We start from the raw sequence: 17,890 nt of genomic DNA, 5'->3' as shown, positions 1-17,890 counted from the left end.
CTCCGATCAAATGATTTCAAGTTCGGCGCGCAATGCGCCGGACGCTTTCATCGCCTGCAGGATAGCCAGCAAGTCCTGCGGCGTCGCGCCGATTGCATTGAGTGCCTTGACCACCTCGGCCAGCGACGCACCCGCCTTCAGGAGCAGCAACTGGCCCGGGTCTTTGACGATATCGATTTTTGACGCCTGCGTGACTACCGTCTGCCCGCCCGACAACGGGCCCGGCTGGCTGACATTGCTGTCGGTGCTGACCACCACCGACAGATTACCGTGGGCCACCGCGCAGGACTCCAGTGTCACGGCCTGATTCATCACGATCGATCCGGTACGGGCGTTGAGGATAATCTTCGCGCTGCCCTGTGCCGGTTTGAGTGACAGGCTTTCCAGCGCACCGAGGAACGCCACCCGCTCGTCGGTACCCACTGGCGCGTTGACCTTGATCACGCGACCATCCTGGGCCGCCGCAGTGGCGGGGCCGAAGCGCTTGTTGACCGCATCCACCACCAGGCTGGCGGTCGAAAAATCGGACTCTTTCAATTCCAGGAAAATCGCATTGCCTTGCTGGAGGCTGTTGGCTACCGCACGTTCCACTGTCGCGCCACCAGAAATCCGGCCCACGCTGAGGTGATTGATTTGCGCCTTGGCACCGGGCGCCGCAGCGCCGACCCCACCGACCACCAGACTGCCCTGCCCCATCGCATAAATCTGGCCATCGGCACCTTTGAGCGGCGTCATCAGCAGCGTACCGCCGCGCAGGCTCTTGGCATTTCCCATCGATGACACAGTGATGTCGAGCGTCTGGCCCGGCTGGGCAAAGGCCGGCAACGAGGTCGTCACCATCACCGCCGCCACATTCTTCAGTTGCAGCGTGGTCGTCGCCGGCAAGTTCACGCCCATGCCTTGCAACATGCTGATCACGCTTTGCACCGTGAACGGCGTCTGCGTGGTCTGGTCGCCGCTGCCATCGAGTCCGACCACCAGTCCGTATCCGAGCAACTGGTTCTGTCGCACGCCCTGGATGCTGGCCAGGTCTTTCAGGCGCTCGGCATGGGCGGCAGGTGTACTGCACAGGCAGGCAGCAGTGGCTAGTATGGTCAAACATTTTGCCATCAGCGCGGCGCGCGGCGGGATTCTCATCATGTTCCTTTTACAGCGGGATAACGCTCAGGAAGAAGCGTGTCAGAAGGCCCATCATCTCGGCCGGATCGATGTGCGTATTGGTACGGTATTCCACGCGCGCATCCGCCACCTGCGTCGACGCGACATTGTTGCCACCGACTATAAAGTCCGGATTGACGACACCAGAGAAGCGGATGAATTCGGTACCGCGATCGAGCCCCACCTGCTTCTCGCCACTGACCACCAGATACCCGTTGGACAGGACCTCGACCACGGTCACGCCGATGGTGCCGTTAAAATTATTGTTGGAGGTCGCCGCACCTTTGGCATCGAACTTGTTGCCGCCACTGGCAGTGATGGCCAGATCGGCTGTCGTGCTGGCCGGCGCGCCAAACAGTTTCGGCACGGCCAGGCTGGCACTGCCGGTCTTGCTGGCCGATGACGCATCGGCTTTGCCGGCGGTGGTTTTCTCATTGATCGTGATGGTCAGCGTATCGCCGACCAGACGGGCCCGACGGTCCTCGAACAGCGGTCGGTACGCCACGGTCTGAAAGATCGCGCCGTTGTTGGCGGCAACCGGAACCGGACGCGGCGTGCGTGACGTGGTGGGCTGCTGCACGATCGAGGTCGGCACGACGGCGCAACCGGAAGCGATCGCGGCCAGCAGCACGATGAACGATAAACGAAATGGGAAATTCATGGACATCACCTGTCAGGACGGTCTTGAAGTTGCGATTTAACGATGAATTTTAAAGTTGCGAGAGCTTGGCCAGCATCTGGTCTGACGTCGAAATCGCCTTGCTGTTGATTTCGTAGGCACGCTGGGTCTGGATCATGTTGACCAGCTCTTCGACCACACTCACGTTCGAGGTTTCGACATAGCCTTGCGACAGGATGCCGGCACCGTTGGTCCCCGGCGTGTTGGTATTGGCAGTGCCGGACGCGCCGGTTTCGACATACAGGTTCTCGCCCTTGCTTTCCAGCCCGGCCGGATTGATGAACGTCGCCAGCTGCAATGCGCCGATCTGGGTGGCGGCCGCAGTGCCTTGCAAGGTGATCGAAATCGTCCCGTCACGTCCCACCGTCAACGACTGCGCACCGGCAGGCACGGTCACCGCCGGCTGAATCACAAAGCCGCTGGAAGTCACCATCTGGCCCTGGCTATCGATCTGGAACGAACCATCGCGGGTGTACGCGGTAGTGCCATCCGGCAGCAACACCTGGAAAAACCCCTGGCCCTGAATCGCGACATCCTTGTCATTGCTGGTCTGCTGCAAATTCCCCTGCGTAAAAATCCGCTCGGTCGCCACTGGCCGAACGCCGGTACCCAACTGCAGCCCCGACGGCAACTGGGTTTGCTGCGACGATTGCGCACCGGGCTGACGCAAGGTCTGGTACAGCAAGTCCTCGAACACCGCACGCGAACGCTTGAAGCCACTGGTACTGACGTTGGCGAGGTTATTGGAAATGACGTCCATCTGCGTCTGTTGCGCATCGAGACCGGTCTTGGAAATCCACAGTGAACGAATCATTTTTTATCTCCACGGAGGTGGGTGGTGCGAGGACCGCGTGCCGTCTTGGCGGAATGCGGTGTGTGACGGTATTGTGCGGGAGGGGTTGGGGATTTGATGCTTGGAAGTAAGGAGGTTTTGGGGTGCTAATCGGAGTTTGGCGGGTTGTGTGGGGCGGTTGCGGCGACTGGGCGGTCGGGTCGGGTCGGGTCGGTTCGGTTCGGTTCGGGTCGCGACGGAGCATCAACTGTAGCTAAAACGGTTGCTGCTCCGTCGCGACCAAGCCGGGGGCGGCCCGGCAGCCGGTCACTTCTTTTTGCTTCGCCAAAAAGCAGTAACCAAGAAAAAGGCGACCGCAAGACCGCTGCCCTGCGGGTTCCCAAATACCGCGCCCGGTCAGGGGGAGGGCCGCAAACTCGCTGCGCTCAGACAGTGCGGCCCTCTTGTCCCCTGCCCGGACACGGTATTTGGCAGCGGCCTTTTATGCGGAATTCAAGGTCAAGACCAAGCCCAGCCTTGAAGATTGATTGATGGTCAGGCTCGCTTTGCGCGAGAAAGATGACTTGTAAAAGCCTTGTAGATTTTGAGTTTGGCGTTGGTTTTGATACTGAATTTGAAATTGGTTTTGACGTTGGTTTTGACGTTAGTTTTGAACTCGATGTCGATCCCGACGAGGAAGTTTTCTCGCGCAAAGCGAGCCTGACCATCAACTAATCTCCAAGGCTGGGCTTGGTTTTGACCTTGAATTCCGCGTAAAAAGATCGCTGCCAAAAACCGGGTACGGCAAGAGGATAAGAAGCCCGCACTGTCTGAGCGCAGCGAGTTTGCGGGCTTCCCTCTTGCCGTACCCGGTTTTTGGGAACCCGCAGGGCAGCGGTCTTGCGGTCGCCTTTTTCTTGGTTACTGCTTTTTGGCGAAGCAAAAAGAAGTGACCGGCTGCCGGGCCGCCCCCGGCTTGGTCATGACGGAGAACATGCCGTTTCAATTACCAACAACCGCACCGCGTTGGCAACCTGACGCATGCTGAGCGACACAGCCCCCTACTGCAGCATGAAGGTCTCATACTCCAGCACCCCAAGCGTCCGCGACAACATCACAAATCCCGCCATCACCACAATCAGCAACGCCACCGCAAATCCATACCCGTAAAACGCCGGCCCCAGCCACACCGATACCAGCGTGAACAACAGGTTCAGCACCACGAAGCCGATACACAGCCCGAGCACGATGCGCCGTTTATCCAGATAGAAAAACACATTCAGCACACCCAGCAACACCACCTGCAATCCGGCAGCAATCACGTCGATGTACAGCAACGGCAAGTACAGCGTGGATATTCCCAGCCATTTCAGCGTGACATCACCGACCACGATCAGGAGCAAGGCCGCGATGGTTTGGATCTTGATGATTTCGAAGATGCCGAGGCGGATGGTTTCGACCATGCCGTTACGGGCTTCTTCGATGCTTTCCAGCGATCCGCCAGAACGCACTGCCTGATAGAACTTGTCGTAGTACTCGACAAAATCGGTTTCCATGCGCAACAGGAAAATCGCCATCCCCGGAATAATCGACAGGTAGGCAAGAAACACCGGCAGGTCATAAATCACGGATGCGCGCAGCGGCCCGATGATGGCCTGGCTGGTGTCAGCGTTAAACCAGAATACGAACTTGTCGATCCAGATCCCGAGGTTGTACAGCAGCCCGATCGCCAGCAGCGACGGATACAGCTTCTTGCGTTCAAAGAACTCGAACGAGATGAAGCGTTGCGCCGGGTAGTTGCGCAGAATCAGGATCGTCATGCCCATCAACAGCAGCGCCTGGCCGATCACGAAGCCGGCCATCAAGCCTTCCAGTCCGAAAGGACGCATGATCAGTGCAGCAGCCACCGTCACCGAATAACCGAACAGGTAGAGCCAGACGATTTCCTTGTACTGCTTCATGCCGGACAAAAAAATCGTCGCAATCCAGATGTTGGACATGATGACAAAGGCCGCCAGCAACAACAGCCGGTACATCACGCTTTGGTCCGGGAACAGGAAGACAATGCACAGCAGTCCGATCAGTCCACCGACTACCGTCAGGGCCAGCGTGACGCCATGGAAGTTCGTCAGGATCACGTCGTTGCTCTTTTCGAACAGCCGGTCGGCAGTGAAGCGGGTGAAAGCGAGCTGGAACGGTCCCGTAAAAATCAGCGATCCGGCAATCACGTAGGTAATGCTGACCTGGAACTGCACGATCAGCAGATTGGGCAGGACGATGGCGTAGCTCATCACACCGATGATCAGGATGCCGACGATCGACAATACCCATGGTCCCGAACTGATCACGGCGGCGTAGGAATACGCCTGCATCAGCGAGAGCAGGTTGTCACGTTTGAGGATCTTGCGAAGTTCGAATCCGATACCGGCCATGGCTACTCAGTTACCTGGTTGATGTGAAGGTGCGCGGACCGGGCACACCGCCGCTGTCGTCGGGGCCGGCGTCTGACCCGACTGCTGCAGCGCGTTGTCATACAGCGATGCGTAAGCGTCGAACATCATGTCCTGCGTGTAGTAACGCTCGACCCGTGTGATGCCGGCAGCTTGCGCCGCATGCCAGCGCACGGTGTCGCCCAGCAGGTCCACCGCGGCCCGTGCCAGCGCCTGCGGTTCCGCGATACCGACGATGGCGCCGGCAACGCCGAGCGCCTGGTCTTCCGCACCGAGTCCGTGGATTAACTGCCGGCACGAACCCACATCGGTGGCCACCGCCGGCACGCCCGCGGCAAAGCCTTCCAGCAATACCAGCGGCAAGGCTTCGCTGATACTGGAGAGCACCACCAGTCCGATCTGCGGCAACAGAGCATCGACCTTCTGGTAACCGAGGAAGCGGATGTTGTCCTGTAAATCCAGCCCCTCGGCGATGCTGCGGCATTCTTCGGCATATTCCGGATCTTCGTCGTCGGGACCGGCGATCCAGCCCTGCGCAGCGGGCATCAGCGTGACCACGCTGCGCATGGCGCGGATGAAGGTCTTGACATCCTTGATCGGCACCACGCGCCCGATCAGACACAGCACCGGTGGCGGCGTGGCGGGCCGCAGTGCACGCAGTGCGGCAAAGCGCGGCAGGTCGATGCCATTCGGAATATTGCGGGTGCGCTCCGGTGCTGCACCATCGTTGATCTGGCGCAGCCGGTTGGTGTCGTACAACGCAACGATCTGGTTGGACGCCTCGTAGCAGATCCGGCCGAGCGCTTCGAAAAACCGTATCCACAGGTCACGGAAGTACGACAACTGCGATGCGTCTTTTTCGAACACGCCACGGTTGTCGTGGATCCATTCGCTCTGGAACAGGTCGATCTTGCGTTCCTTGGTATAGATGCCGTGCTCGGACAAGATGAGCGGGCGGCCGGTTTGCTGCTTGAGCAGCGCACCCAGCAGGCCGGCATAACCGGTCGAAATGCTGTGATAGGCACGGGCCGGAATCAGGTTCTTGCCGATCCGCGCCAACGTCCAGATCGGCGCATGCATGATCCGCACGGTCCAGAAGTAATCGACAAACGACGGGTCGGTGCAGTGCGAGCGATAACTTTCGGCGATGTACTGCCAGGACGACTCGCTGTACAGGAAGGCCGCTTCATCCAGCGCCGCGCCATCCTGCAGCAACGGCGACAATTCTTGCAGCGACGCCGAAATCCGGCCCGGTTCGGTGCCGGCGCGATGCGGTACACGCAGTTGCTGATGCAGTGCATCCATCTGCGCAAAGGCGGTGGCATCCCCGCGCTGCGGCATCACCAACGGCGCCTCGTGGCGCTCGTGCAGATAGTGCGCTTCGAGATGCACGACGTTGTCCGGCAAGGCATATTTCGCATCCCCATAATCCTCGCGCCGGCTGCCGATAAAACAGATGCCGAAGCGGATATGCGGAAACCCGCGAATGATCTGGTTGACCCAGCTGGAGACACCCCCGCTGACATACGGAAAGGTACCTTCAAGCAGCAACATCACGTCGCAATCGGTGGCCGTGCGATGGCTTCGGGTGTCGGTACTCACGCGGGATTCTCTTTCTGCTGTGGCTGAAGTGGCCGATAAGCCAACGGCATTACCGGGGCACCGCCTATCAGTTCCGGACGCCAGTAACGCCGGCTTTGTGCCAGCGCAGGCACACCGGGCTGGTCGGCAAGTTCGTCGAACAGCGCCCGCACTTCGTCAAAGCGTCGCTGCAAAAAGCGCAGCTCGGCAAAATACGGCAACAACCGTTCCTGGGCAAATTGCCCTTTTTGTGCCTGCATGAGTGCCTGCGCAGCGGCTTCGACCTGGCCGCTGAACAGCTCCAGCCGGGTCAGCAGAAACCACAAACCCGCATCGCCGGTATTGAGTTCCAGCGCACGATACGCGTATTTGCGCACCTGCCCTGCCGAGAAACTGCGCATGTCGCCTTGCACCAGATCCTGATAAATTAATTCCCAGTACAACTCGGCGATAAGCTTGTTGAGCCGGAATTGCTCTTTGGGATCATCCGACTTGTCGAGCAGATGACGGCGTTCCAGAATGCGCTGGGTGATCTGCTTTTCCTTGCTGTCGAGGATGCCGTAGGCCAGCAAGCGCATGTCATCCGCCGGGTCCGCCAGCAGCGTACGTAACAGGCTGCCAGTGGCCCGCGCCGGCGTATCCTGCACCGCCGCCAGCGCCTTGAGACGCTGGTCGAGCGGCGTCTCGCTGTTGCCGAGCTGGGCGCGCACCTGGCCACCGCGAAAGCCGGTACCTTCGTGATTGCGGTGAGTCGTAAAGCGCAATTCTTCGGTGGTATCAAAAGGGTTTTTCCGGAAGGTCCGTGGCAACCAGAAGCCCAGCAACAGACCGGCGGTGACACAGACCAGACCAATGAGTGGCATGAAAAAATTGAACGCAAACAGATACACCAGCACCCAACTACGCGGGTGCTGGTATCGGGCCGGCAACAGCAAGGAGAGTGCAAGCGAGAGCAACGCGCAACCGATCGCGTGCAACAGCAGATAGCTGCCGATCAGCGCAATGCTATGGCTGTCAATGAACAGCAGGCCGATCGAGCTCAGCTCGAACGACAGTGCGAAAAAAATAAGTTTATAAAGCACAGCGCCGCACCAGGCCAAACAGCGTGTCTGTCGGTTCGGCGTGCCCCAGGCGCGCCGTATGCGTGACGATCTGACTGGCCACAAAATTACTGCCGGACTGTTGCATCAGCGCCGCCTCGATCCGTAGCAGGTAACCATCCACGGCTGCTTCAGCTGCCAGTGGCAGCAAGGTGATCAATGCCGAATGGGTGGCCCCGGTGATTTCCCAGGACAGGTCGACACCGCGCTTGAGCCGCTTGACCTGGGCAAAGTGGTCCAGTGAAGCCTCATCGTTGGCAAACACCAGCGCCACCAGCGAAGACTCGATACCGGCTTCAACGCGAATCCGGTGCAGGCGCAGCATGTCCAGTGCCAGGTCGGCCGGACAGCCCGGTACCGCTGTAACGAAATCGCCCACCAGATGGCCCAGCTGCACGCCATCCGCGTAGTAACCGATCAGTACTGACAGCAGTTGCAGGGCATCATCGTTGAGGGCAAAAAAAGGCAGCTTTTCCACCACCAGCAGGCCGACCGATTCGGCATTGGACGGCATCAGTGGCGCACAGATCAGATAACGGCTGGCACTGCGCTCGGCCGCCGAAATGTCGGTCGTCTGCACATGCGCCAGGCGACCCTCGGACAGGCAATAGCGCACCAGCGGATCGTTCTGATCCAGTTCGGTCGGGGTCCCCAGAAAGGCAGACGGGATCGCTGCAAACTGGTCGCGACCGGTGGCCGCATGAACCGCAGCAATCTCCAGCTGGCAGCTTTGACCCAGCAACTGGATAAATTCGCGCGCGCCGGGTAGCCCGGGCAAAACACCGCGATCGTCCACGATGTCGCCGGTCTGCGCAGTCAGGACGCGCAGGCGTGCCAGCGTTTCCCGCAAGGTCAGCGGTTTGGCCAGCAAATCCTGCTCCAGCCGTTCATGCGACAGGCGCAACAGAAAATGGTTTTTGGTCAGCGTGGTCAAACGCTCGTCAAGGTAGGCATTCACCGCCCGCAATCGGCGCGTGCGCGCAGTCCAGATATCGCAAAACTGGGCACAGATCAGCGTCAGTACCAGACCACCCAGAAAAAACGCCTTCGGAAACTCGGCAGGAACAGAAATCCCCACCCCGGCCAGCAGCGGCTGCAGCAGCCAGAAGCCGATCAGTGCAAGCACCGCCAGCACGCCGATGGCGGTTCCGTAGCGCATCGCCAGCAGTGCCGGCACGATCCAGATCCATGGAAAGGTTTCGCGCAGGCCCAGCGGGTCGGCCGGGGCGATCCAGCAACTCAGGCCCAATGCCAGCGCGCAAAGCACAATGGCTTCCAGCGCCGCCATGATCCAGGCCAGCGCCGGCGCGGCACCCGGGCTGACCGATGGCAGCATCCGCCGGGTCAGGTCACGCAAAGACACGTTCATCTGGCCGGACCAGCTTAGCGTGCTGCAGCCAGTACCGGGCGCAACAGCTTGGCGACCAGTTTCTGGGCCACGCCCGACAACGATTCGCGGCTCCAGCCGGTACTGCCACCCGCGGCGGCCCACAGCACGTCGCCGCTTTGCACGTCGATCACTTGCAGCGTCACGCCGGCAGCCGGCTCGCCATCGATGCCGACCTTGTAGCGCCATTCGTCGACGCTACCGGCCAGCGCGTAGCGGATTTTTTCGCTGCGGGCCCAGGCCAGTGCCGCATCGAACTGCTTGCGGTCCATCGGTTCGAACAGGGTTTCGGTATTCAAGGCAGTCGGATAGCGCTGCAGCTTGCTGATGCCATCGACCCGTAACAGGCTTTCGGCGATCGATTCTGCACGCAGGCCGGCTTGCGGCGTTTCAGTCTGGTTCACGAACGGCAGGATGGCCCAGCGGGCGCCCGGTTCGAGTGTCGGCGCAGTACCGACATGCAGGGTGGAACAGGCACCGAGGAAGCCGACCAGGGCAACCAGCACGAGTGAACGGAACATGCGACGGGATTGTTGTTTCATAGTGCCCTCTAAAAAAACCATTTGTAATCGAGTCCGACTTCCTGACTGCCTTGCGGCGATGCCGCGCTACCGCTGACACGCAATCCGCGCAGCGTCATCAGGTCCTGTCCAAGTACGCTGCCGGCAATCCCGGCGCGCAGGTTGTATCCACCACCGGCCACATCGCTGCGGGTCGCGCCGATTTCGGCGAACGGCCTCCATGCGCGGCTGTAGCGATTTTCAATGACCGTGCCCAGGCCGAGGCTGATGCCGACGATGCGTTCGTTGACCGGCAACGCCCGGATCGTGGTCGGATCGGTGCCAGGCGGCAGGATGCTGGCGAACAGCGCATCAACCTGTCCGCGATCGCGATAACTGGAACCGGACGCAAACAGCCGTACCGTCAGATTGGGATACTCCAGCCGCAAGTGACTGCCGGCTTCGGCGCTCCAGTTGCCGCCGCTGCCAAGCACGGTACCGGCCTGCGAGGCATAGCGGTGCCAGGCCAGGCCAAGCCGGATATATTCGGCGCGACTGATGGCGTAGGTAACCGTTGATTCGACACCATCGCGCATGGCCGCGACCCGCAACAGTGCCGATTCGGTTGCCAACTGTCGCACGCCGAACTGCCCTGCCACGCTGATGGCCGGAGTCAGCGACAAGCTGTACTCCAGACGCAAGCCGGTGTTGGTTCCGGCACCCTGCCGCTGCTGTACGGTGGCCGAGACAAAGCCGTCGTCGAGTTGCTTGCGCAGGCTTAGTTCCAGCTGCCGGTCAGTACCGGGCAAATTCACCAGCGCGGCGTCATCGAGGCTGCCGTACTGGCGCTCGGTCAATCCCACCGTCAGCTTCAGGCCGGGGGTCAGATCGACACTGGTCTGCAGTTGCGTCTCGCGCGCCGACAACGGCGAGACCGTCATTTGCGTGACGTCAAATGACAGGTTGGCTGGTTGCGCGGTGGTCATCGTGGTCAGGCGCAAGTGCAGGTCTTCGTCCTGCGGCAACAAGGCGAGCTGGTCGAACGCCAGCGTCTGCGCCAGTGCCGGACGGCCAGCCCGTTGCGCCGCTTCGATGCGGTCATACATCGGCAGCCAGTCAGGCAAGTCATCGAGCAGGCGGTTCAATTGCGTTCGATCATCCGATGCCAGCACCAGCGACAACTCGCCCCATAGCGGCTTCGACAACTGACCGGCGAATCGACTGGCAAACCAGGCTGCTGCCAGATCATTGGCGTTGCGATTGAGTGCATAGGCCAGCGCCAGTTCGCGTGCCGTGGCCGACAGGCGCGCATCATCATGCGGACGGCTGGCTCCCTGGGCGGGTGACAGCAATGCCGTCATCGGATCCGGCTCGCGCTGGGCGGCGCGCTGTTTGTCTGCCTGTTCCAGCAGCGGCAACGGACGTTCGCCGGCCACATCGAGCTGCGCCAGCAATTCCTTGCCGGACCGTGGTGTCGGCAGCGCGGGTGCGTCAGCGATCAGGGTACGTACATCGGCGCGCAGTAAAGCCTGCATGACGCGTTCGGAACCATCGCCACTCATGAACAACGGTGCGACTGCCGCCAGCCGGTCGCGTAGCGCGCCGAGCTGCTCGGGATTGGCTTTGCGCAGCACCGCCGGATCGCGCAAATCCAGCCAGGCGCGACGCCGGATGCGCCAGGCCAGATCCTTCTGCGAATTGGCATCCAGCGCTTCGGCGTAGCTCATCAGCCACAGATAATCGTCGGCCTTGAAGCCGCCTTTGCGGAACCAGTGCAACGCCAGATCCTGACGATTGATCGTCATGTAGGCAGCCGCGTACGGGTCCCATAGCGCACTGTTTTTTTCAGCATCGCCGGCCCACAGTGCCAGCGCTTTTTTCAGTGGTGCGATGTCGCGGGTGGCGATCAGGACCCAGACCAGCCCGGCACGCAATTCCATATCGTCGGGGCGCAAGGCCAGCGCCGCGCGCAGGTCACGCGCCGCGCCCGGCAGATCGTTGCTGGATTGTGCGATGGTCGCGCGCAATGACAGGAAATTGCTGTCCTGTTCCAGCACTCTGCGCTGATCCGGCGTGAGCCGGGCCAGCAGCGCGCGGGCAGCGCTCCAGTCGCCTATCCGCGCGCGCAGGTTCAGCGCCTGCAGGGCGGTACGCGGATTGCCTTTGGTGGCAAAGGCAAACTCGGCAAGACGTGCGGCGGCCAGTGGACGGGTGGTTTCCAGCAGCGCGATCAGGTTGGTCAGGTCATCGTCGGTCTGCACATCGCCAGCCAGCAAATTGCGGTAACCGATTTCTGCCACGGCATCGTTTTGCAGCAGCTTCGCCACCTCGGCATAAGCGCGCCAGAAAGCGGCATCGGTGACCGGCGCAGTCGGCGCGGCACGTTCAAGTGCAGCAAATGCCGCCGCGGTCTGGTTGCGCTGGTACAGCATGTTGGCAATACGCAGCGCGACGCGGCTATCCGTACCGAATTCGGTCTGCAGGCGCTGCAGCGTGGCCAGCGCCTCATCGTCACGGCCGGTACGCTCGGCCAGCCTCGCCAGCAAATTCAGTTCACGCTGGCGCGTCGCTCTGGACGAGGCCGGCTGTGCCAGGCGGGTGCGCAATAGCGTCATCGCCCGCTCCGGCTGGCCGGCGCTTTCATACAGCTGCAGCAGTCGTTCGAGCATGGCCAGATTGGCAGGATCGATGGCGACCTTGTGTTCGGTGGCGGTGAGCTGGGCATCGAGATCGGACAAGCCGATGCCCAGCCGCAGCACCGTGTCCCAGGCAGCTTCATCGCCGGTCAGCCGGGCGTAGGCCAGCCACTGCGGCAAGGCAGCAGCGGGCGCGGTATCCCACTCGCTGACCTGCGCCAACCGCTTGCGCCAGAGCGCGTCATCGGGACGCTGCTGCACGGCCGATTCGGCGACGCGACGGGCATCGGCCAGATTGCGGTTCGACAGGAAAATACTGTAGCTGAGGGAGTACGCCTCTTCGTTGAAGGCCAGTCCCGGCGCGGCTTCCTTTGCAGCAGCGCCGGCCACGCGCAGTATCCGCACCGGCCCGGTAGGGGCGCGATTCAGTCCGGCATAGAAGTCTGCCGGACTTTGCCAGGCCACCAGCGCGATACCGTGCTGTTGCAGTTCATAGTGCTGCCAGCGTTCCAGCAGCGACAGTTTCAGAAGCAGTTTGGCGTAGCGTTCGGCAGCATCCAGGCGATTGGCCGATTGCGCCATGCGCGCCAGGAACAGCAGCGTCTCGGTATCGTTGATCAGCATGCCAACACGCAGGTCGGCTTCTGCTACGAGCAGGCCAGGGTTACCCGTCGCCTGCAGGGTTTGCATGCCGGCCAAAAAATACGCGCGGCGCTGGTTGATCAACGGCGTGTAGACCATCGCACGAAAGTACAGATCGGCAGCAGTCCGGTAATTGCCCAGACCCAGCGATGCGCGGGCCGCTTCGGCGTAAATGTCGGGCGCGAGGATTTCGGGCAGCGCGGCAATTTTCTGGAAGGCCCGCGCAGCAATCTGGACGTCGCCAGCCGCCAGCGCCTTGCGCGCCAGCACCAGCAAATGCTGCGGGTCTTGCGGCAGGTCAAGCAACACCGTCAATTGGGCATGCAGCAGCCGCACACCATTCTTGCGTTGCAATGAACCTTCGGGCGCAGCGTAGGCCTCGCCTTCCAGCATGCCCAGCTCCTGCCATTCGGCATCGAGCCGGACCGCCGGGTTGGTGGCGCGCTTCAGGCCAAGCATCGCTTCGCGCGCTTCGCGGAAGGAGCCTAGCCGGATCAGTTGTTCCACCAGCGCGGCACGCAGTGCCAGAGCATTCGGCTCGGCTTTGAGAAATACCTTCAGGTATTCGACCGTCAGCCGATCCGGTTTGCTGTCGCTGCCACTGGCAGTGAGCCGCTGCTCCAGCGTGCTGTACGGGTACACCAGTAGCAAGCCGATGGCCACTGCCAGGCCGAAACCGGCGATCGTCCACGGCGAAAACAGTCCCATGCGCTGGTAGCCGGTATCGATCGAGTACCAGGCCGTGTGGCGCTGGTTGGGCGCGCGGACGCCGGGGATGGGCGGTTTGCGCATCATGCCGCGCACCGCACAACCACAGCAGTACTCTGTGGCAACGAGTCGTCGCCACCCAGGACGTAACGCTGTGTGCCGCGCTCGGGAGTAACAGGTTTGCGGTCGGCGCTGACGCGGCAGGCAGCGGACTGCGCCAGCGTCAACACGATGCGTTCATTGGCCGTGGCCGTGAACTGCAACTGCTCGCCGCTGGCGTCGCGACTGCGGATGAAGCTGCTGATGCTGCCATTGATGTCCTGAATCCGTACGCCGCCCTGATCGGATTTCGCTGACAGGCGTACCTGAGAGGCTGCCAGCGTCAGGTAATCGCCGGATGGTCCGGGCGCAATACCGGCGACGCCAGTGCTGTCGCGCAATGACGGAGCGACCGCGCCAGGCGGCAAACGCAAGGTCCGCAAATTACTGCCGGTACGCACGATCAGGTCGCCCGACGCGAGCTCGCGCGCAATGCTGGTGGCTTCGAAATCCAGTACCTTGCGTGCGTACTGCGACGGAAATACCCGTGTAAAAGGTTGTGCCATTGCCCATCCGTACACCTTGTGCAGTGCCGCCAGCGAAGCAGGCTTGCTGGCCGAATACGCGTGATAGTAGATATCGACCGGCTTGAATCTATACGGTGCGCCGGTCAGCTTGTAGGTTTCGATGACCCGTTCGAAACCATAGAACGGCCCGGTCCAGTTGTTGGTGTAGACATTTTCATTCTGGTTCGGTGCGAATACCTGATACCAGCCGGACTTGCGCACGCCTTGCGCGGCGATCGCGGTCCAGGAATTATTGCTTTGGGTGATGCTGGTGTCACCGCCATTCATGTTCAGGAAACCATCATTGACCGTTTCGGCAATCGCGCTCGCCAGCGGCACACAATTGCCGGTCCATAGAAACAGCGATGCTTTTTTGTTCGCTGGCATCAGACGCGTGTTGATGTAATCCATCGATCCCTGCACCTCGCGGCGCAGGTCGAAGCGATATCCCGGCAGCGGCAATCCGTATGATTTGTCAGTATTGGTGGCTTCATCACGGTTGCTGACCACGCCCATCGCCCGAGCCCAGGAAAAAGGGTGCGAGTAGGAATGGCTGGCGCCCTCCACATACGGCAATGCAAAAATCCGTCTTGCGATCGCTTCAAGCTGCGGAGACTGCTCGGGCCGCACTCCTTGCGCACTGATCTCGGCCTCGATCACCGACATTGCGGTCGGCAGGCGATAGCGTTCAAGAATCTGTTTTTGCAGCACATCGGCAGCGAACGGCGTACCGGGCAGTTCTGCACGCGACGGAAAACCGTCCGCATCAATGTGGGCCATCAGCATGCGACGACCGCCTTCCGTGGTGACGTCTGGCATCGGCATGTCCGGCAGTTGCAGGGCCGCCTGCAAAAATTTAATCGGTTGCAATATCCAGCGATCCTGATCAACTGCAGACAGATTGCGTGTCGTGAACGGACTCAAGGCATATCCGCCCCACCCTGTCAGCGCCACCGCATCGAAGGTCGTCCCGGCACCATCCTGCAATGTCAGCAGACTGCGCCCATGACGGGGCAGCAGTTGCAGCGGTTCGACCAGACTACGGTCGGGCTGCGCAGTGACCTCGAAGTCCAGCATGGCCGAATCGCGCGAACGAATCGCCATGCGGCCGGAACGTGGTGGGCTGACACGCCGCAAACCTAACGCACTCGCCTGTTGCTCGTCGACCGGAAAACCAAACGTGTCGAACACTGCGATCCGCACTCCCTCGCTGATGCGCCGCTTGAACCAGCTGGCCAGCCCCGGATGATCCACACCGGCGTTAAGCCAGCTGACGACGCCTGCATAGCGGCCTTGCAATAAGCCTTCGGGCAAGGCCTGTGTGGACATGTCGACAAACTCGTAGCGCAAGCCGAGATAGTTCAGAGGCATGCCAAGAAACCGCTGCGCCGAGGTGTAATGAAAATCGAGATCAAGGTTATCCACCAGGATCAGTACGGTACGCGGCATGACTTCGATACTGCCGATACCGAGTGACGTGAGTCCGCCATCAGCGACCCACGGAATGAATCCCTGGCTGGCGATCTGCCTGGCCGTCGACCGCGCCAAGTCGCGTGATGCAGGCAGCGCAGGATCGACATAGTCGATGGCGATGACCGGCAAACCATATTTCTGACGCACGGTGGACATCTGAGCCAGCAACCATTCCCGGTCCGTCGCAGACACCGGACCATACTGATTGCGCGCCGCATCGAAACCCTGGTACAACGATTCGGCAGCGACCGCATAGGTCAGCGGTGCGATCTCGGGCAGCAGCTCGAAGCCGCGGTTGAGAATCAATTTTGCGTCCGGGTACCGCCGCTTGAATTCGCGTAACAGCGCCACCATCGCGCCGGTTTGACGGCTGCGCTCGGCATCGGTCCTGGCAAACAATTGATAGGAATCGAGCGTGTCCAGGAAAAACCCGCGCCAGCCTTGCTGCCAGAGCGGCGCAATGACCTGATCCAGAAAAAACGGTTGCCAGCCAGGTGCAGCCTGGTCGATGACCTTGCTGCCCCATGCTGCATTGTCGCCACGCAGTGCGCCTGCAGGCAGTTGCTTGTAATACGACCGGGACGGCTGGACTTCGCCAAGGGATACGTAGGCGAAGAGCGTATGCGTGCCGTCGGCAACGGAACGGGCGCGGGCAGCAGGGTTGGTGACGTGGTCTGGCTCGACCACGGCAATGTCGAAGGCTTGCAGTTCCACCAGCGGTGGCTCGGCGCCGTAATAGAACGCGACGCTCGGGCTTTGTGCGGCCGCAGGCAGCGACAGGAACAGGGACAGGAAGAGCAAGAAGGACAACGTGGCAACGAAGATGCTGCGGCCATGGCCGACGAGCATACTCGGGAGATTCGGGAGATTAGCGATGCTGATGGCGAGGGTCGCCGGGGCGACCCACTGCACGCTACAAATGGCATCAGTGGTGCAATGATCAGACAAAAAAATCTCCCGGGAACTGTCGCTCTATACCGACGCTTGTAAAAGATTACCTGACCCGGGCGCGCAAATCTCCACGGCAATCGTCATCGAAATCTTGACGACACTTCGCAGTAATTATTAGATTACGGAAAGTAGTTTCTTACATTCAATTAATTCCGAACGGTATCAGGAAGCAAATGAAAGAGTCAGTAATAATTATCAAAAACTTTCAGTTACTTAAGAGAGAGCCGTTCCGGCTAGTGGCGCTTCGTACTGTCCCAATGGAAGCCCGCCGCAACAGATCAGTTATCCGTTTCGACCAGCGCCTGGTGGACATAGGCTGACAGGATCAGGCGATCCTGAATGGCGACATCAACGAATTCGAAGCCATGGCGAAATCCGTCACCGGTGTCGGCCGGCGAGATTGATCGAAGAACCGTTTGCAAATTGAGAAAACAATCCTGATCGGCTACGTGGACCTTCATCTTCATGCGCCCGCCCTCGCCTCTTTCGCCCAGCGCTTCTTTGGCAATTACCGAGGCACCACCCATGCTCAGATCGGTGATGGTGCCAGCCGCATTGCGCTCAGGCACACCGAGGGAAATTGCCGAAATCAGCCGGACCGAGACGCGCGCGGTCTGGCGCACCACCGTACAGCGTAATTGCTTGGGAAACGAAAGGTGAAGATACGGATGCGGTGTATGGACCGACTTGACGGCTGCTGCAATGAAGGCATAGGCCTTCTTGCCGGAAAACGCGCGGACGACAAAAGTCTGGCCGTCGCGGATCAGTTCGAACTTTCCATCCATCATCGGCGCGGTGACATAAACCGTCTTGCCTTTGACGAAGCCAATCAGCTTGACGGTGTACCGGACGGAAGGTTTGTCCTGCATCTGCAGGATCATGGTTTCGCCAATGTGCCAGCGCACGTCCTGCATGTTGACGGCGATTTCCCGTTCCGCGGCTTCCGGCTTCGGCGCTGCCGTGACATCGACCAGACGGGCTATGTTCTGTTCGGCGGCCGGCGCTTTTGCCGGCGCGTCCCAGTCAGCGTCATGGTAGTAGCCGTTTTCCAGCACACCCGCCATCTGACTGACACTTTCGATCACGCAACCTGAGGCCAGCAGAAGCTTGCCGTGATAATCGTAGATGGCGCGTTGCAGAGCCTTGCCGACGGAGATCTCGGAGACACGCACAGGCACCAGTGAAACGGACTCGGACATGCCATCCCCTAAAGACTTGCATTCATCGGGCGCGTTGCCCAGGGCTACA

12 protein-coding genes are annotated in these 17,890 nt (G+C 60.6%); 1 reads left to right on the top strand and 11 read right to left on the bottom strand.

Annotation, left to right across the window (positions count from 1 at the left end; all coding sequences use genetic code 11):
- Positions 1–6 precede the first annotated feature (6 nt).
- From ABD720_RS03615 to flgG, 3 genes are read right to left on the bottom strand one after another with little or no spacing between them, the layout of a single operon-like run.
- Positions 7–1,140: a flagellar basal body P-ring protein FlgI gene (locus ABD720_RS03615; RefSeq protein ID WP_425547904.1), complete on the bottom strand. Its 1,134-nt coding sequence runs from the start codon at positions 1,138–1,140 to the stop codon at positions 7–9.
- Between the two features lie 7 nt (positions 1,141–1,147).
- Positions 1,148–1,819: a flagellar basal body L-ring protein FlgH gene (locus ABD720_RS03610; RefSeq protein ID WP_344761856.1), complete on the bottom strand. Its 672-nt coding sequence runs from the start codon at positions 1,817–1,819 to the stop codon at positions 1,148–1,150.
- A gap of 49 nt (positions 1,820–1,868) precedes the next feature.
- Positions 1,869–2,651 carry a flagellar basal-body rod protein FlgG gene (flgG, locus tag ABD720_RS03605; RefSeq protein WP_344761855.1) on the bottom strand — a complete coding sequence of 261 codons (783 nt, stop codon included), beginning with the start codon at positions 2,649–2,651 and terminating at the stop codon, positions 1,869–1,871.
- Between the two features lie 537 nt (positions 2,652–3,188).
- Between flgG and ABD720_RS03600 the strand changes: the two genes are divergently transcribed.
- Positions 3,189–3,344 carry a hypothetical protein gene (locus ABD720_RS03600; RefSeq protein ID WP_344761854.1) on the top strand — a complete coding sequence of 52 codons (156 nt, stop codon included), beginning with the start codon at positions 3,189–3,191 and terminating at the stop codon, positions 3,342–3,344.
- A 326-nt stretch (positions 3,345–3,670) separates the two neighbouring features.
- Here the strand turns inward: ABD720_RS03600 and pelG are convergent, their stop codons facing one another.
- From pelG to ABD720_RS03560, 8 genes are all read right to left on the bottom strand, one after another.
- Positions 3,671–5,041, bottom strand: coding sequence for an exopolysaccharide Pel transporter PelG (pelG, locus tag ABD720_RS03595; protein ID WP_344761853.1), 1,371 nt, complete (start codon positions 5,039–5,041; stop codon positions 3,671–3,673).
- Positions 5,042–5,047: 6 nt separating this feature from the next.
- The gene (pelF, locus tag ABD720_RS03590; RefSeq protein ID WP_344762316.1) at positions 5,048–6,613 is read right to left on the bottom strand and encodes a GT4 family glycosyltransferase PelF; all 1,566 of its coding nucleotides are present in this window, start codon (positions 6,611–6,613) and stop codon (positions 5,048–5,050) included.
- A gap of 44 nt (positions 6,614–6,657) precedes the next feature.
- A complete protein-coding gene (locus ABD720_RS03585; protein WP_344761852.1) occupies positions 6,658–7,722 on the bottom strand; it encodes a hypothetical protein in 1,065 nt (354 codons plus the stop codon).
- A complete protein-coding gene (locus ABD720_RS03580; protein ID WP_344761851.1) occupies positions 7,712–9,109 on the bottom strand; it encodes a PelD GGDEF domain-containing protein in 1,398 nt (465 codons plus the stop codon). The genes ABD720_RS03585 and ABD720_RS03580 overlap by 11 nt, the downstream gene beginning before the upstream one ends.
- 14 nt (positions 9,110–9,123) lie before the next feature.
- Complete coding sequence (locus ABD720_RS03575; protein ID WP_344761850.1) at positions 9,124–9,669, bottom strand: penicillin-binding protein activator LpoB; 546 nt, start codon at positions 9,667–9,669, stop codon at positions 9,124–9,126.
- A gap of 8 nt (positions 9,670–9,677) precedes the next feature.
- Entirely contained in the window at positions 9,678–13,700 is a 4,023-nt protein-coding gene (locus tag ABD720_RS03570; RefSeq protein WP_344761849.1) for a tetratricopeptide repeat protein, read from the bottom strand.
- A complete protein-coding gene (locus ABD720_RS03565) occupies positions 13,697–16,540 on the bottom strand; it encodes a bifunctional glycoside hydrolase/polysaccharide deacetylase family protein (RefSeq protein ID WP_344761848.1) in 2,844 nt (947 codons plus the stop codon). The genes ABD720_RS03570 and ABD720_RS03565 overlap by 4 nt, the downstream gene beginning before the upstream one ends.
- A 380-nt stretch (positions 16,541–16,920) precedes the next feature.
- Positions 16,921–17,841 (bottom strand): flagellar brake protein, encoded by a 921-nt coding sequence (locus ABD720_RS03560; protein ID WP_344761847.1) that lies wholly within the window; start codon positions 17,839–17,841, stop codon positions 16,921–16,923.
- Between the last annotated feature and the right edge of the window lie 49 nt (positions 17,842–17,890).

Origin of the sequence: Actimicrobium antarcticum, assembly GCF_039536745.1 — a bacterium.
Classification (GTDB): domain Bacteria; phylum Pseudomonadota; class Gammaproteobacteria; order Burkholderiales; family Burkholderiaceae_D; genus Actimicrobium; species Actimicrobium antarcticum.
The sequence above is the reverse complement of the archived record's forward strand: the minus strand, read 5'-3'. Positions and strand labels throughout refer to the sequence as shown.

Bases quoted from the DNA above. Each gene is read 5' to 3' on its own strand.
- ABD720_RS03615 (WP_425547904.1), bottom strand. From the start codon at position 1,140: ATGATGAGAATCCCGCCGCGCGCCGCGCTGATGGCAAAATGTTTGACC.
- ABD720_RS03610 (WP_344761856.1), bottom strand. From the start codon at position 1,819: ATGAATTTCCCATTTCGTTTATCGTTCATCGTGCTGCTGGCCGCGATC.
- flgG (WP_344761855.1), bottom strand. From the start codon at position 2,651: ATGATTCGTTCACTGTGGATTTCCAAGACCGGTCTCGATGCGCAACAG.
- ABD720_RS03600 (WP_344761854.1), top strand. From the start codon at position 3,189: ATGACTTGTAAAAGCCTTGTAGATTTTGAGTTTGGCGTTGGTTTTGAT.
- pelG (WP_344761853.1), bottom strand. From the start codon at position 5,041: ATGGCCGGTATCGGATTCGAACTTCGCAAGATCCTCAAACGTGACAAC.
- pelF (WP_344762316.1), bottom strand. From the start codon at position 6,613: ATGTTGCTGCTTGAAGGTACCTTTCCGTATGTCAGCGGGGGTGTCTCC.
- ABD720_RS03580 (WP_344761851.1), bottom strand. From the start codon at position 9,109: ATGAACGTGTCTTTGCGTGACCTGACCCGGCGGATGCTGCCATCGGTC.
- ABD720_RS03575 (WP_344761850.1), bottom strand. From the start codon at position 9,669: ATGAAACAACAATCCCGTCGCATGTTCCGTTCACTCGTGCTGGTTGCC.
- ABD720_RS03570 (WP_344761849.1), bottom strand. From the start codon at position 13,700: ATGATGCGCAAACCGCCCATCCCCGGCGTCCGCGCGCCCAACCAGCGC.
- ABD720_RS03565 (WP_344761848.1), bottom strand. From the start codon at position 16,540: ATGCTCGTCGGCCATGGCCGCAGCATCTTCGTTGCCACGTTGTCCTTC.
- ABD720_RS03560 (WP_344761847.1), bottom strand. From the start codon at position 17,841: ATGTCCGAGTCCGTTTCACTGGTGCCTGTGCGTGTCTCCGAGATCTCC.